At 68.7% G+C, this 13493-nt stretch carries 15 protein-coding genes; 10 read left to right on the top strand and 5 right to left on the bottom strand.

Translation table 11 applies throughout. The features are described 5' to 3' along the window. The first annotated feature begins 11 nt into the window (after positions 1-11). Positions 12-704 carry a hypothetical protein gene (locus ABFT43_RS10175; protein WP_347960231.1) on the top strand — a complete coding sequence of 231 codons (693 nt, stop codon included), beginning with the start codon at positions 12-14 and terminating at the stop codon, positions 702-704. Positions 705-771: 67 nt separating this feature from the next. On the opposite strand, the gene upp is transcribed toward ABFT43_RS10175, so the two are convergent. Beyond that, complete coding sequence (upp, locus tag ABFT43_RS10180; protein ID WP_347960232.1) at positions 772-1413, bottom strand: uracil phosphoribosyltransferase; 642 nt, start codon at positions 1411-1413, stop codon at positions 772-774. Positions 1414-1541: 128 nt separating this feature from the next. On the opposite strand from upp, the gene ABFT43_RS10185 reads away from it, so the two are divergent. From ABFT43_RS10185 to ABFT43_RS10195, 3 genes are all read left to right on the top strand, one after another. After that, on the top strand, positions 1542-1898 hold the full coding sequence (locus ABFT43_RS10185; protein WP_347960233.1) for a type VII secretion target: 357 nt from the start codon (positions 1542-1544) through the stop codon (positions 1896-1898). Next, the gene (locus tag ABFT43_RS10190) at positions 1898-2854 is read left to right on the top strand and encodes a C40 family peptidase (protein ID WP_347960234.1); all 957 of its coding nucleotides are present in this window, start codon (positions 1898-1900) and stop codon (positions 2852-2854) included. Before ABFT43_RS10185 ends, ABFT43_RS10190 begins: the two co-directional genes overlap by 1 nt. Before the next feature lie 127 nt (positions 2855-2981). After that, positions 2982-4256 carry a primosomal protein gene (locus ABFT43_RS10195; RefSeq protein ID WP_347960235.1) on the top strand — a complete coding sequence of 425 codons (1275 nt, stop codon included), beginning with the start codon at positions 2982-2984 and terminating at the stop codon, positions 4254-4256. Positions 4257-4261: 5 nt separating this feature from the next. Here the strand turns inward: ABFT43_RS10195 and ABFT43_RS10200 are convergent, their stop codons facing one another. Genes ABFT43_RS10200 through ABFT43_RS10210 form a run of 3 tightly spaced genes read right to left on the bottom strand, consistent with a single transcriptional unit; the run spans position 4262 to position 7130 of the window. Then, the gene (locus ABFT43_RS10200) at positions 4262-5371 is read right to left on the bottom strand and encodes an adenosine deaminase (RefSeq protein WP_347960236.1); all 1110 of its coding nucleotides are present in this window, start codon (positions 5369-5371) and stop codon (positions 4262-4264) included. Continuing rightward, positions 5368-6729: a thymidine phosphorylase gene (locus tag ABFT43_RS10205; RefSeq protein ID WP_347960237.1), complete on the bottom strand. Its 1362-nt coding sequence runs from the start codon at positions 6727-6729 to the stop codon at positions 5368-5370. Before ABFT43_RS10205 ends, ABFT43_RS10200 begins: the two co-directional genes overlap by 4 nt. Next, complete coding sequence (locus ABFT43_RS10210) at positions 6726-7130, bottom strand: cytidine deaminase (RefSeq protein ID WP_347960238.1); 405 nt, start codon at positions 7128-7130, stop codon at positions 6726-6728. Before ABFT43_RS10210 ends, ABFT43_RS10205 begins: the two co-directional genes overlap by 4 nt. A gap of 224 nt (positions 7131-7354) precedes the next feature. Here ABFT43_RS10210 and sdhC point away from each other — a divergent pair, with 224 nt between their 5' ends. From sdhC to ABFT43_RS10230, 4 genes are read left to right on the top strand one after another with little or no spacing between them, the layout of a single operon-like run. After that, a complete protein-coding gene (gene sdhC, locus ABFT43_RS10215) occupies positions 7355-7759 on the top strand; it encodes a succinate dehydrogenase, cytochrome b556 subunit (protein WP_347960239.1) in 405 nt (134 codons plus the stop codon). Between the two features lie 12 nt (positions 7760-7771). After that, the gene (locus ABFT43_RS10220) at positions 7772-8227 is read left to right on the top strand and encodes a succinate dehydrogenase hydrophobic membrane anchor subunit (RefSeq protein WP_347960240.1); all 456 of its coding nucleotides are present in this window, start codon (positions 7772-7774) and stop codon (positions 8225-8227) included. A 15-nt stretch (positions 8228-8242) separates the two neighbouring features. After that, complete coding sequence (gene sdhA, locus ABFT43_RS10225) at positions 8243-9997, top strand: succinate dehydrogenase flavoprotein subunit (RefSeq protein ID WP_347960241.1); 1755 nt, start codon at positions 8243-8245, stop codon at positions 9995-9997. Beyond that, entirely contained in the window at positions 9997-10785 is a 789-nt protein-coding gene (locus tag ABFT43_RS10230; RefSeq protein ID WP_347960242.1) for a succinate dehydrogenase iron-sulfur subunit, read from the top strand. Before sdhA ends, ABFT43_RS10230 begins: the two co-directional genes overlap by 1 nt. 157 nt (positions 10786-10942) lie before the next feature. Here ABFT43_RS10230 and ABFT43_RS10235 read toward each other — a convergent pair whose 3' ends face one another. Continuing rightward, positions 10943-11491 (bottom strand): TetR/AcrR family transcriptional regulator, encoded by a 549-nt coding sequence (locus tag ABFT43_RS10235; protein WP_347960243.1) that lies wholly within the window; start codon positions 11489-11491, stop codon positions 10943-10945. 178 nt (positions 11492-11669) lie between these two features. Between ABFT43_RS10235 and ABFT43_RS10240 the strand changes: the two genes are divergently transcribed. Together ABFT43_RS10240 and ABFT43_RS10245 are read left to right on the top strand one after the other, a co-directional pair. Then, complete coding sequence (locus ABFT43_RS10240) at positions 11670-12848, top strand: cytochrome P450 (RefSeq protein WP_347960244.1); 1179 nt, start codon at positions 11670-11672, stop codon at positions 12846-12848. Positions 12849-12938: 90 nt separating this feature from the next. Continuing rightward, a complete protein-coding gene (locus tag ABFT43_RS10245; protein WP_347960245.1) occupies positions 12939-13421 on the top strand; it encodes a hypothetical protein in 483 nt (160 codons plus the stop codon). Positions 13422-13493: the final 72 nt, after the last annotated feature.

Below are 13493 nucleotides of genomic sequence, written 5' to 3' on the forward strand. Positions count from 1 at the left end.
CGAGGAGGACGATGACGTACCCACCGGACGGTCCGGGCGGATATCCCCAGAACTCCGACCCCTACGGGCAGGGCGGTTACCCGGGCGGGTACGGACCGGCCGGGTATCCGCAGGGTCCGCCGCCGGAGCCACCACGATCGCCGTGGTCGTCGCCCGCAGTGCTCGTGGCGATCGTCGCGGGCGTCCTGCTGGTGGTCGTCGGCGCACTGGCGGCGTTCCTGCTGATCCCCGCCGACGACCCCGACGACGAGGTGGCGGCGAGCACCACCACGACCGCCGCGCCGCAGACCGTGACGAGCACGGTGACGCAGTCCCCGGCGGCGGGCGCGAACCCGACCACGACCACCACGACGACCACGGTCCCGGGCCGGCCGCTGCCGACGGTGCCCGGCGCCGACTGGCAGGGCTTCACGAGCGGGCCGCGCTGCAATGCCGCCGACGACCCGGCCGTCGCGATCGGGATGACCGCCCGCTCACGCGTGGTCATCTGCCAGGTCGGCAACCAGAGCGGACGCTGGTACTACAAGGGCGCGGCGCCCAACGGGTCGATCGAACTGCAGTACCCGACCCGGGTCGGCAACACGTTCGAGGCCACCAACGGGTCGGTGCGCTATCTGGTGTCGCCGTCGCGGCTGACGATCGTCGACGGTGACTCGGTGCTGTCCGACGAGCCGATGATCGCCTATTGGAGCCCGCTCGGCTGACTCACCGGCACGGCCATCGGCCGGACTCGACCGCCGTCGGCCTCGACCGGGCCGACGGGCACCTCACTCACCGTGAGGCGGAGGTCCATCGCGGGCCGAACTGACGGTCACCGGCGTCCCCGAGACCGGGCACGATGTAGTTCGCTTCGTCGAGACCCTCGTCGATCGCGGCGACGACAAGACGGCACGGGTGGCCGGACTTCTCCAGCGCCTCCACGCCCTGCGGGGCGGCGACGACGCAGATCGCGGTGATGTCGGTGGCGTTGCGCGCGACCAGCAGGTCGATGGTGTGCAGCATCGAGCCGCCGGTGGCGAGCATCGGATCGAGCACGAAGACGGGGTGTCCCGCCAGGTCGTCGGGCAGCGACTCGAGGTACGGCACGGGCTGCGCGGTCTCCTCGTCGCGGGCGATCCCGACAAAGCCCACCTGCGCCTCGGGCACCATCGCGTGCGCCTGCTCGACCATGCCCAGACCCGCACGCAGCACCGGCACCAGCAGCGGGGGCTCGGCCAGCCGCGACCCGGTGAACTCGGTGAGCGGGGTCCTGATCTGCACCTCCGTCGACGGCGCGCCCACCAGCGCCTCGTACACCAGCATCTGGGTGAGATCCGAGAGCGCCGCGCGGAAGCCGGCGTTGTCGGTGGTCTCGTCGCGCATGGTGGTGAGTCGGGCGGCGGCGAGAGGGTGATCGACGATCAGGCGTTCCATGGCGACCACCCTATTTCCTGGCCGAGCCGGCCGCGCGGGTTGGGGCGGATGTGCGCACCGGACCACGCCGCGCGGGCCGCGGACGCAATCCGATGGAACCGGATCGACGCGCGGCACGTCGAAATCCCATGAGCCCGCACACCCTCGGTTCCCGATCCGCCACCACCCCCCTCCACCCCACCGACCACGGTCGCATCCTGGTCGATTCCACTGCGCTGCAAGGCTTCTCCTCAGCGCACCGCAGCACGTCCGCGATCGTGGGAGACCAGGTGCGCGACGACGAGGCCGCCATCGTCGATCTCGCGATCACCTTCGGGTTGATCGGCGCGGAGTTCCTCGCCGCCGTCGTCGAGTTCCTTCGTCTCCATCGGGAGAATCTGTCCTCCACCGCACGCCGCCAGGAGCGGCTCGCCGACACGACGCAGCGCGCGGACGCGGACCACTGCGACTGTGACCGCGCCGCCGCGAAGGAGCTGAGCCTCTGATGGCGGGTGCCGAGGTCTTCGTCGAACCGCTGCGCGCACTGCTCACCGCGCTGGGCACCGGCGTGCTCGCGCCGGGCAATCCCGCCGACCGTCTCCGGGTCGCCGCATCCGCGGTCGCCACGGCGCGCCGCGGCTCGGAGGCCGCGACCGACGCGGCACGCGCCGGATGGGTGGGCGCCGGCGGGAGCGCCGCCTTCGCCGCTGCCCGATCCGTGCAGCGCGGGATGACGCTTCTGATCGAGGATGCCGACGAGTTCGCGCGGCTCGTCGAGAGCGCCGGCCGCAAGGTGCATGCGGCGGCAACCATGATCGACGAGCTGGTGGATTCGCTGGAACGCCACTCGCGAGCACTCGGCGACCAGTTGTTCAGCCCCGCCGGGCTGATGGCCATGGTCCCGGTGGCCGCCGAGCATCTCGGGCGCGGAATCGAGATCGTCGCCCGCACCCGCGAGGACCTGCGCGGCGACACCGCGGCGATGACCGAACTCGCCCGACGTCTCGCTCCGGACACGGCTGCGGCGCCCGGCGCCGAGATCGCGCAGGCGTCCACGACGCCGGTGCCGGGCGGCGTCCCGGTGACGCTGCCCGATGGATCGGTGGCATATGCACCCGACGAGCGGGCCGCCACGGCGGTGCGGGCCGCGCTCGGCCAGCGCGGCGTTCCGTATGTATGGGGCGGCACCACCCCCGCCGGTTTCGACTGCAGCGGCTTCACCCAGTGGGCCTACCGCCAGGCAGGACTGGAACTCCCGCGGCTCGCGCAGGACCAGGACACGGCCGGGTACCGGGTGTCGCAGGCGGAGCTGCAACCCGGCGATCTCGCGGTGTGGTCGGGGCATGTCGCCATGTACATCGGCAACGGCCAGCTCATCGAGGCCGGGGATCCCGTCGGTGTGTCGCCGCTGCGGACCACCAATCTGGACCAGACCTTCGAGGGCTTCTTCCGGCCGCGATGAGACACTCGCGGAGCAAGCCCTGCGACGGCCCAGGTGACGACCCTTGTGCGCGGGCCGTGAAGAGGCATCTGCCCTATGTGTGGCCCACTACTGGATCCGCGGTCATCTATCGCTAGGCTGTGTCCCCATGGCCGGAGACATCGTCCCGATTGAGCTCGGACTCACCGACGGAAACAGCTTCACCCTGTGGGCACCCCGCTGGCGCGAGGGTGACGACGAGTGGGAGGCGTTCCTCGGACTCGACGAGGATCTCTACGTCCTCCCCGGCGTCGCCGAACTCGCCGCGTTCGTGCGCACCAACTCCGACAACGACCTCATCGAGCACCCGGCCTGGCCGACCCTGGTCCAGGTGCGGGCCGAGGAGCTGATCCCCGACGAGCGGCACACGTACGACCTCGTCGGCGTTCCCGAGCTCGCGGCCGAGGACCCGACCCCCGAGGTCATCGCCGAACTCGAGGACGCGCTCGAGATCGTGCGCATCCTGGGCGAGGTCTGCGAGCTGACGCCGATCACCAAGTTCTTCAACGGCAACCCGATCCTGGGCGCCGTCACCACCGGTACCCGCAACTTCGAGGGCCGCGAGGGCCTCGACCTCTGGGTCCGCATCGGCCGGCTCATCGCCAAGCACTGGGACGACGTCCTCGACGCCATCGACGAGGTCATCACCGTCCCCGAGGTCGACCCGAAGGTCGTCGAGACCGCCGAGGCCGAACTCGAGGCCGCCGCATCCGCCGAGGACGAGGACGAGCCGGCCGAGGACGAGGACATCGAGATCGTCGAGCCCGCCGAGGACGAGGACGAGGACGACGACGAGGACGACGAAGACGAGTACGACGACGAGGACGACGAAGACGATTTCTGGGCGTCGGTCGGCATCGACCCGATCAAGATCGTCACCCGTGGCGACGAGTTCTGGACCCTGCGCTGCTACCTCGGCGACGACCCGGTCTTCCTCGGCGCCGATGGCAAGATCTTCGTGTTCACCTCGCCCCGCGCCCTGTCACGGTTCCTCGCCGACGAGAACGATCACGATCTCGCCGACCTGTCGACCTTCGAGGACATCCGCGCCGAGGCGACCAACGGTTCGCTGGAGTTCGACGTCATCGACGACAACGTGTACGTCCTGCCCGGCATCTCCGAGGACATCGCCGACGGCCCGCGCCGTATGGATCGCGATCAGCTCGACCTCGCCGTCGAGCTGCTGACCGACGCCGCCGACTACGCCGGTGACGACACGGTCGCCGAGACCCTCGGCTCGACCACGCCCCTCGGCTGGTTCATCGACTACGCCCTCAACCCCGACCCGAAGCGGATGGCCCCGAGCGGGCCGTTCGACAACGAGGCCGAGGCATGGCGCGCTCTCGAACACGACTTCGAGGCACGGCTGGTCAAGAAGGGCTAGCCCGGCTAGCCCATGAGCACGGCGTAACCCGGCTTGATAACGTCGTCGATGAACTGCAGCCGTTCGTCGAAGTGGATGAACGCCGACTTCATGGCGTTTACGGTGAAGCGTTCGAAATCGGCCCAGCCGTAGCCGAACTGGTCGGCGAGCAGCGAGAACTCCTTGGTCATCGAGGTGTCGCTCATGAGCCTGTTGTCGGTGTTCACCGTGACCCGGAACCGGAGTCGCGCCAGCACGTTGAAGGGATGCTCCGCGAGGGAGGCGACCGCACCGGTCTGCACGTTCGAACTCGGGCACAACTCCAGCGGAATCCGCTTGTCGCGCACCACGTTCGCGATGAGCCCGAGTTTCGCGCCCGCGAACGACCGCGCGGCGAGATCGGCCCCCTCGGGCAGTTCGATGTCGTCGAAGACGCGCACCCCGTGACCGAGCCGGTCGGTGCCGCAGAAGCCGATGGCCTCGTGGATGGACGGCAGTCCGAACGCCTCGCCGGCGTGGATGGTGAACGGCGCCGAGTTGGCACGCATGTACTCGAACGCGTCGAGGTGCCGCGTCGGCGGATGGCCTGCCTCGGCGCCGGCGATGTCGAATCCGACGACGCCACGGTCGCGGTAGCGCACGGCCAGCTCGGCGATCTCGCGTGACCGCGCCGCGTGGCGCATCGCGGTCACCAGGCAGCGCACGGTGATGTTCTTGCCCCGGGCGGCGGCGATCCGCTCCCCGTCCGCGAAACCGCGCAGCACGGCCTCGACCACCTCGTCGAGGGTCAAACCCTGCTCGAGATGCTGTTCGGGTGCGTAGCGCACCTCGGCGTAGACGACGTTGTCGTCCGCGAGGTCCTCGACGCATTCGCGCGCCACCCGTTCGAGCGCGCCGACGGTCTGCATCACGGCGACGGTGTGTTCGAAGGTCTCCAGATACCGCTCCAGCGAGCCGCTGTCAGCGGCCTCGCGGAACCACCGCGCCAGACCCTCGACGTCCTCGGCGGGCAGCCGGTCGTACCCGATCTCGTGCGCGAGTTCGAGTACCGTCGCCGGGCGCAGGCCGCCGTCGAGGTGATCGTGCAAGAGGACCTTTGGTGCGAGCTTGAGGTGTGCGGCATCGAGCGTCGTCATCTGGTGAACCTAACGCGGTCGATGATCAACGGCCGGGTGGCGGAGGCCCCCGTGTCGGAATCGACCGCGTCGGGCGCCTCCGTGCCGGGCTCGATCCGCACCGCGCGTCGCAGGCACGCCCGTGCGCCGGGGATGCGGTGCTCATCCTGCGTGTGCAGCGTGAACAGCGGTTGTCCGGCGCGAACCCGGTCGCCGGGCCGCACGTGGACGATGACGCCCGCTTCGGCGGCCACCGATTCCCCGGGCTTCGACCGTCCGCCGCCGGCCTGCCACGCGGCGTCCCCGACCGCGCGGGCGTCGACCTCGGTCACGACACCGTCGGTGTCGGCGGTGAGATCGTCCCGAAGCCGCGCGACCGGCAGCGGTGCATCGGGGTCGCCGCCCTGGGCGGAGATCATCGCCCGCCACACATCCATCGCCCGGCCGTTCGCCAGGTGCTCGGCCGGGTCCGCGTCGGTCAGCCCCGCGGCGTCGAGCATCTCACGGGCGAGCGCCAGGGTGAGCTCGACGACATCGGCAGGCCCGCCACCGGCGAGGACCTCGAGGGATTCGGCGACCTCGACGGCATTGCCGACGGCCCGTCCCAACGGCACGCTCATGTCGGTTATGAGCGCGCGGGTGTCCACGCCGGCGTCGAGGCCGAGCTCGACCATCGTCGACGCCAGCTCGCGCGCGTCGTCCTCGTTCGGCAGGAAGGCGCCCGAGCCGGTCTTGACGTCGAGGACGAGCGCCGCGGTGCCCTCGGCGATCTTCTTGCTCATGATCGAACTGGCCAGGAGCGGGATGGACTCGACGGTTCCGGTGACGTCGCGCAGCGCGTAGAGCTTGCGGTCGGCGGGCGCGAGGTCGGCACCGGCGGCGCAGATGACCGCGCCCACCTCCTCGAGCCGGGCGAACATCTCCTCTGTGGTCAGCTCGGCGCGCCACCCCCGGATCGACTCCAGCTTGTCGAGTGTGCCACCGGTGTGGCCGAGGCCGCGACCGGACAGTTGCGGAACCGCGACGCCGAACGACGCGACGAGCGGGGTGAGCGGTAGCGTGATCTTGTCCCCGACGCCCCCGGTGGAGTGCTTGTCCACCGTGGTCAACGGCTTTCCGTCCCGCCGCAGGCCGGAGAGGTCCAGCCGGCGGCCGCTGTCGATCATCGCCTGCGTCCACGTCGCGATCTCACGCCGGTTCATCCCGCGGAGACAGATCGCCATGAGCAGCGCGGACATCTGCTCGGGGGCCACCTCGCCGCGGGTGTAGCCGTCGACCATCCAGGCGATCTGCGCGTCGCTGAGCTCGTGCCCGCCCCGCTTGGTGGCGATCACCGCAACGGCGTGGATGACCTCTTCGGCGGTGGCGTCGGCGCTCACGGGACCACCTCGGCGATGTCGTCGGGCCCGAAGGCGTCGGGTAGGAGGTCGGCCAGCCTGCGGGGCCCGGCCGGGTGGTCGACGAGGAGTTCACGTCCCCCGTGCTCGAGGAGCACCTGCCGGCACCGCCCGCACGGCATCAGGACCTTTCCGTTCGCATCGGCGACGGAAACCGCACGAACCGAGCGCTGACCTTGGGAGACCAGGTGTGCGATCAACGAGACCTCGGCGCAGATCCCGAGTCCGTATGAGACATTTTCCACATTGCAACCTCCGAGGATCTCGCCCTCGGAGGTGATCCCGGCCGCCCCCACCGGATAGCGCGAATACGGGGCGTAGGCGCGCAACACCATTTCATTTGCTTTGTGGCGCAGGACATTCCAGTCGATCTCCGTATTCACGCCCACCTCCTCGCTGAAGCTGTAACAGCCGGACACCGGAAATTCACCGGCCCCAGAGCTTGGGTAAGGCAAACCTAAGTCGGATTCTCTTGTGCCTCAAATCGGTTCGGGCAATTTATCACCGGATTGGGCATGGGTTTAGAGTCTCTTGTCATGGGTCCATGGTCGAGTCGGAGCATGCCGATTCGACGCGTCCATCGACGATGTTGGAGGCCACTTTTCCGATGAGCACCTCGACCGAAGTCGCACCTGACCCGGTGCGTCGACGTTCTCTTTACCGCGGCGATCCAGGCATGTGGTCCTGGGTCCTCCACCGCATCACCGGCGTAACCATCTTCTTCTTCCTGTTCGTGCACGTGCTGGACACCGCGGTCATCCGCGTGGATCCGAATCAGTACGACCAGATCATCGAGACCTACAAGACCCCGATCATCGGTCTCATGGAGATCGCCCTGGTCGCCTGCGTCCTGTTCCACGCCTTCAACGGCGTGCGCCTGATCCTGGTGGACTTCTGGTCCAAGGGCCCCAAGTACCAGCGGCAGATGCTGTGGGTGGCCATGACCCTGTTCGTCATCGTTTTCGCCGCCGGCGCGGTCCGCCTGCTGCAGATCATGATCGACCACGCGTAGGAGACACCAGAGATGACCACCTCGGAAGCCACGGGTGTCGCCAAGACCCTCGGCACGCAGCACGACCGCCCCGCGAGCCTGGACAACCCGCGCTCGCCCCGCAAGCCCAAGGGCGGCAACTTCGAGAAGAACGCGTGGATGTTCATGCGCTTCTCCGGCCTGATCCTCGTCTTCCTGACGATCGGCCACATGTTCATCATGCTCGCCTGGGACGGAGGCGTGCACCGTATCGACGCCTCGTTCGTCGCCGCCCGCTGGAGCTCGCCGGGCTGGCAGATCTGGGACCTCACCATGCTGTGGCTGGCCCAGCTGCACGGCGGCAACGGCGTGCGCACCGTCATCGCCGACTACTCGCGCAAGGACTCGACCCGCTTCTGGCTCAACGTCCTGCTGGCCGTGTCGATGATCCTGACCCTCGTGCTCGGCACGTACGCGATCCTCACCTTCGACGTCAACAGCGTCGGCTAAAGGAGACCAGAAACAATGCAGGAACACCGCTACGACGTCGTCATCGTGGGCGCCGGTGGCGCCGGAATGCGGGCGGCCATCGAGGCCGCCCCGCGTGCCCGCACCGCGGTTCTGACCAAGCTCTACCCCACCCGCAGCCACACCGGCGCGGCACAGGGCGGTATGTGTGCCGCGCTGGCCAACGTCGAGGAGGACAACTGGGAGTGGCACACCTTCGACACCGTCAAGGGCGGTGACTACCTCGCCGATCAGGACGCCGTCGAGATCATGGCCAAGGAGGCCATCGACGCGGTGCTCGATCTGGAGAAGATGGGTCTGCCCTTCAACCGGACGCCGGAGGGCAAGATCGACCAGCGTCGCTTCGGTGGCCACACCCGCGACCACGGCAAGTCGCCCGTGCGTCGTGCGTGCTACGCCGCCGACCGCACCGGTCACATGATCCTGCAGACCCTCTACCAGAACTGCGTCAAGCACGACGTCGAGTTCTTCAACGAGTTCTACGCGCTCGACATCTGCCTCGCGGAGAACGAGGACGGCGAGCTCGTCGCCAACGGTGTGGTCGCCTACGAGCTGGCCACCGGCGAGATCCACGTATTTCACGCCAAGTCGATCGTCTTCGCGACCGGCGGCTCGGGCCGCATGTACAAGACGACGTCCAACGCCCACACCCTCACCGGTGACGGCATGGGCATCATCTTCCGCAAGGGCCTGCCGCTGGAGGACATGGAGTTCCACCAGTTCCATCCGACGGGGCTGGCCGGCCTCGGCATCCTCATCTCGGAGGCCGTGCGCGGCGAGGGCGGCATCCTCCGCAACGCCGACGGTGAGCGCTTCATGGAGCGCTACGCCCCCACCATCAAGGACCTCGCGCCCCGCGACATCGTCGCCCGCTCGATGGTTCTCGAGGTGCTCGAGGGCCGCGGCGCCGGACCGAACAAGGATTACGTCTACATCGACGTGACCCACCTCGGCGAGGACGTCCTCAACGAGAAACTCCCGGACATCACCGAGTTCGCCCGCACCTACCTCGGCGTGGACCCGGTCAAGGAGTACGTGCCGGTCTTCCCGACCTGCCACTACGTCATGGGCGGCATCCCGACCAACGTCAACGGCCAGGTGCTGCGCAACAACACCGAGGTCGTGCACGGCCTGTACGCCGCCGGTGAGTGCGCCTGCGTGTCGGTGCACGGCGCCAACCGCCTCGGCACCAACTCGCTGCTCGACATCAACGTCTTCGGCCGTCGCGCCGGCATCGCCGCCGCGGAGTACGCCAACAACGCGGACTTCGTCGAGCTCCCGGAGCGTCCGACCGAGATGGTCGACGGTTGGCTGGAGCAGCTGCTCAGCGAGCACGGCCACGAGCGTGTCGCCGACATCCGCACCGAGCTGCAGGCGTCGATGGACGCGAACGCGTCGGTGTTCCGCACCGAGGAGACCCTCAAGCAGGCGCTGACCGACATCCACGCGCTGAAGGAGCGGTACAACCACATCCGCGTCCACGACAAGGGCAAGCGCTACAACAGCGACCTGCTCGAGGCCATCGAGCTCGGCTTCCTGCTCGAGATGGCCGAGGTCACCGTCGTCGGCGCCCTCAACCGCAAGGAGTCGCGCGGCGGCCATGCGCGCGAGGACTACCCCGATCGTGACGACGTGAACTACATGCGCCACACCATGGCCTACAAGAAGGGCACCGGCCTTCTCGCGGACATCGAGCTGGACTACAAGCCCGTGGTGCAGACCCGCTACGAGCCGATGGAGCGTAAGTACTGATGACATCTGTTCTGGACAAGTCCACTCCTGCCTCTGACGAGCCGCCACTGCCCCCGGTGCCCGAAGAGGCGCACATGGTGACGCTGAAGATCTACCGGTTCAATCCGGAGAACCCGGACGCCGCCGGTTTCGAGAGCTTCCGCGTCCCGGCACTGCCGACCGACCGCCTGCTCAACCTGCTGCTGTACGTGAAGGGCTACCTCGACGGCACCCTCACGTTCCGCCGCAGCTGCGCACATGGCGTGTGCGGATCGGACGCGATGCGCATCAACGGTGTCAACCGTCTGGCGTGCAAGCTCCTCATGAAGGACATGCTCCCCAAGGACAAGTCCAAGGAGATCACCATCACCGTCGAGCCGATCCGAGGCCTGCCGGTGGAGAAGGATCTCGTGGTCAACATGGAGCCGTTCTTCGACGCGTACCGTGCGATCAAGCCGTTCCTGATCACCTCGGGCAACGAGCCGACCCGCGAGCGCATCCAGAGCCAGTCCGACCGCGCCCGCTTCGACGACACCACCAAGTGCATCCTGTGTGCCTGCTGCACCACGAGCTGCCCGGTGTTCTGGACCGAGGGTTCGTACTTCGGCCCGGCCGCGATCGTCAACGCGCACCGATTCATCTTCGACAGCCGTGACGAAGGCGCCGTCGAGCGTCTCGACATCCTCAACGACGTCGACGGTGTGTGGCGCTGCCGCACCACCTTCAACTGCACCGACGCATGCCCCCGCGGCATCCAGGTCACGCAGGCGATCTCGGAGGTCAAGCGCGCGCTCATGTTCTCGCGCTAGGCGATACACGCTTTCTCTGCAGCCCGGCAACGGCCCGCACCGATTCGGTGCGGGCCGTTGCTCTTTGATTCACCGAGTTGCTATTTCCTGCACCGAACTGCTCTTTCATGCACGCAGCGCCCGGCGGCGAGCCGTGGGCGCCGGTGGCCGCACCGCCTCATCCGGCCCGGTGCAGCACCCCGGCGACGATCGACTCCACCAGCGCATCCTCCTCGTTTGGATCGGCCTCCCACAACAACATCGCCAGAACCGACCTCACGGCGAAGCCCGCGGCGACGGCATCGTCGGGATCGAAGCCGATGAGTTCCGCCGCGACCGCCCGGACGGCGGGCGAGGCGAGGACGGTCGGTGTCGACGCGACGAGGTTCGCGGGGCGGAGGAACTGGCGGATCACCCGGTTGCCGCGCAGTTCCCGCAGGGCGGCGCCGATGGCGATCCGGGCCCGCTCCTCGCCGGTCGTGTCGGCGACCCGGGCGCGGATCGACTCGAGCACCGGAGTCGCGGTGGCCACCAGGACGGCTTCGATGATGGCGGTGCGCCCACCCACGTGCCGGTAGACGGTCGCGCGCGAGCAGTGGGCGCGGCGTGCGAGTTCGTCGATGCCGAACCCGTCGAGTCCCCGTGCCGCGATGATGGTCGCGGCCTGGGAGATCAGGCGTGCGCGCGCCACCCCGACACGGTCGCCGCCCACCAGCCAGTCGCCCATCGTCACCCTTCCCTTCGGTCGTCGATTCTCATCATGAGACATGGGGCCACCGGAAAGGCTCGTTTTCGCCCAGGTCAACTGCATGTGCCGAGACCGCCGACCCCCGTTGCGGAGAGGCCCTGTATCGATATCCGGCGAACTCCTGTACCACGGCCCGTCGCTCGGCGACCCTGGACACATGCTCACCCTCGACGACCCCGCGTTCATCACCCGATTCCACACCGATCAGCCGGTCCAGCAGATCGGCGATTCTCCCTTCTACGCCGTCGGGACCTGGGAGCTCATCGCCGACGTGGTGCGACGTCCGGCCGAGTTCTCGTCGAATCTGACCGCCACGATGATCTGCCACGAGAACGGCACGATCAGCGAGTTCCCGGTCGCCGGCCTCGGCGACGCGGTGCACGTGCTCGCGACCGCCGACGGGCCCCGGCACCGGCTGCACCGGTCCCTGGTGATGCCGTCGCTGACCCCGGTGCGCATCCGGGAACTGGAACCGCACGTGGCCGGGATCGTGGACACCGCATGGTCCGAGGGAATCGACGGTGACCGCATCGACTGGTCCACCGCGGTGGCGCACCGCGTGCCGGTCGCCGTGGTCACCGAACTCCTAGGCCTGCCCGCCGACGACGTCGACGACCTCGCCCGGTGGGCACACGCGACCACCGGACTCATCGACGGGATCGTCGCTCCCGGCCGACTCGCCGCGGCGACCGCGGCGGTCGGTGAGCTCACCTCGTATCTCGACGGTGCCCTGGGCCGGGCCCTGCAGGACATCGATGCCGCCACCGGGGTGCTCGCCGACATCGCGGCGGCCATCATCCGAACGGACCTCGACCGGTCCACCGCGGTGATGATGCTGTTGCAGCTCGTCGCCGCGGGATCGGAATCGACCACCGGCCTCCTGCACAGCGCCGTACGTCTGCTCGCCGAGAATCCCGATGTCACCGCGCGATTGCGGCGCGAACCCGACCGCATCCCGGCATTCATCGAGGAGGCCCTGCGACTGGAATCGCCGTTCCGTGGCCACTTCCGGCACGTCGTCGACGACACCGTCCTCGGTGACACTCCCCTGCCTGCGGGTTCGCACCTGTACCTGATGTGGCGGGCCGCCAACCGCGATCCCGCGCAGTTCGACGACCCGGACCGCATCGATCTCGACCGTGCGGTCGCCGGTCCCGACGGCCGGCGTACCGCTCGCGCCGCCCACGTCGCCTTCGGCCGGGGACTTCACCTGTGCGTGGGCGCCGGGCTCGCACGCATGCAGTCACGCCTGGCGATCACTCGGCTACTCTCCGCCACAACCGATTTCGCTCTCGTCGAGACGCCCGCGACACTGAACCTGACCGGGCCCGGCTGATCCTCGGCAGGAGATCGAGGGAACCGAACCGGCGCCCGGGTGCGTCAAAGAAGGACACACCAGATCAGCCCACCGTCGAACGGAGACCCCGTGGCCCGGATCCTGTTCTCCCGCCTGCTGCTGACCGCCGCCGTGAGCGGCCTCGGCGCCCTGACCGCCTTCGCGCCGCCCACCGTTGCGCCCGCCGCCGCTGCGCCCGCCACGGCGCGATCGACACCTTCCACGACCCCCGCGTCACCGACGGCAGCACCGGAGCGCGTGACCATCACCTTCGTCTCCGACCGCCGCCTCAACGGTCCGGCGGCATGGTCCGACGCCCACGGCTCGCTGCACACCCAGCTCGAAGTCCCTCTGGCACAGCATGATCCGTCGTCCGAGCTCTGGTCTGCCTCGCTCGTGTTCACGCGGCGGTCCCCCGACGGCCCGCTGCACGCGACCTTCCGCTCCGCCGGACGATTCGCCCATTGCGAGGTGCGCGTCGACTCGACCGTGGTGGCCGAGGACACCGCGCGCGGGGATCGCCCGACGAGCACGTGCCTGGTCGGCAGGGAGACGCCCGACGCGGAAATCTGAGCCGGATTTTCCGCTTGCAGGGAGGAATGCGACGGCCGATCGTACGCTGTCTCTCGTCATGAATGCATGAGC

The organism is Gordonia aurantiaca, from assembly GCF_039939235.1.
Lineage (GTDB): Bacteria > Actinomycetota > Actinomycetes > Mycobacteriales > Mycobacteriaceae > Gordonia.

Coding starts and splice junctions, on each gene's coding strand:
- ABFT43_RS10175 (WP_347960231.1), top strand. CDS start 12: ATGACGTACCCACCGGACGGTCCGGGCGGATATCCCCAGAACTCCGAC.
- upp (WP_347960232.1), bottom strand. CDS start 1,413: ATGGAACGCCTGATCGTCGATCACCCTCTCGCCGCCGCCCGACTCACC.
- ABFT43_RS10185 (WP_347960233.1), top strand. CDS start 1,542: ATGAGCCCGCACACCCTCGGTTCCCGATCCGCCACCACCCCCCTCCAC.
- ABFT43_RS10190 (WP_347960234.1), top strand. CDS start 1,898: ATGGCGGGTGCCGAGGTCTTCGTCGAACCGCTGCGCGCACTGCTCACC.
- ABFT43_RS10195 (WP_347960235.1), top strand. CDS start 2,982: ATGGCCGGAGACATCGTCCCGATTGAGCTCGGACTCACCGACGGAAAC.
- ABFT43_RS10200 (WP_347960236.1), bottom strand. CDS start 5,371: ATGACGACGCTCGATGCCGCACACCTCAAGCTCGCACCAAAGGTCCTC.
- sdhC (WP_347960239.1), top strand. CDS start 7,355: ATGAGCACCTCGACCGAAGTCGCACCTGACCCGGTGCGTCGACGTTCT.
- ABFT43_RS10220 (WP_347960240.1), top strand. CDS start 7,772: ATGACCACCTCGGAAGCCACGGGTGTCGCCAAGACCCTCGGCACGCAG.
- sdhA (WP_347960241.1), top strand. CDS start 8,243: ATGCAGGAACACCGCTACGACGTCGTCATCGTGGGCGCCGGTGGCGCC.
- ABFT43_RS10230 (WP_347960242.1), top strand. CDS start 9,997: ATGACATCTGTTCTGGACAAGTCCACTCCTGCCTCTGACGAGCCGCCA.
- ABFT43_RS10235 (WP_347960243.1), bottom strand. CDS start 11,491: ATGGGCGACTGGCTGGTGGGCGGCGACCGTGTCGGGGTGGCGCGCGCA.
- ABFT43_RS10240 (WP_347960244.1), top strand. CDS start 11,670: ATGCTCACCCTCGACGACCCCGCGTTCATCACCCGATTCCACACCGAT.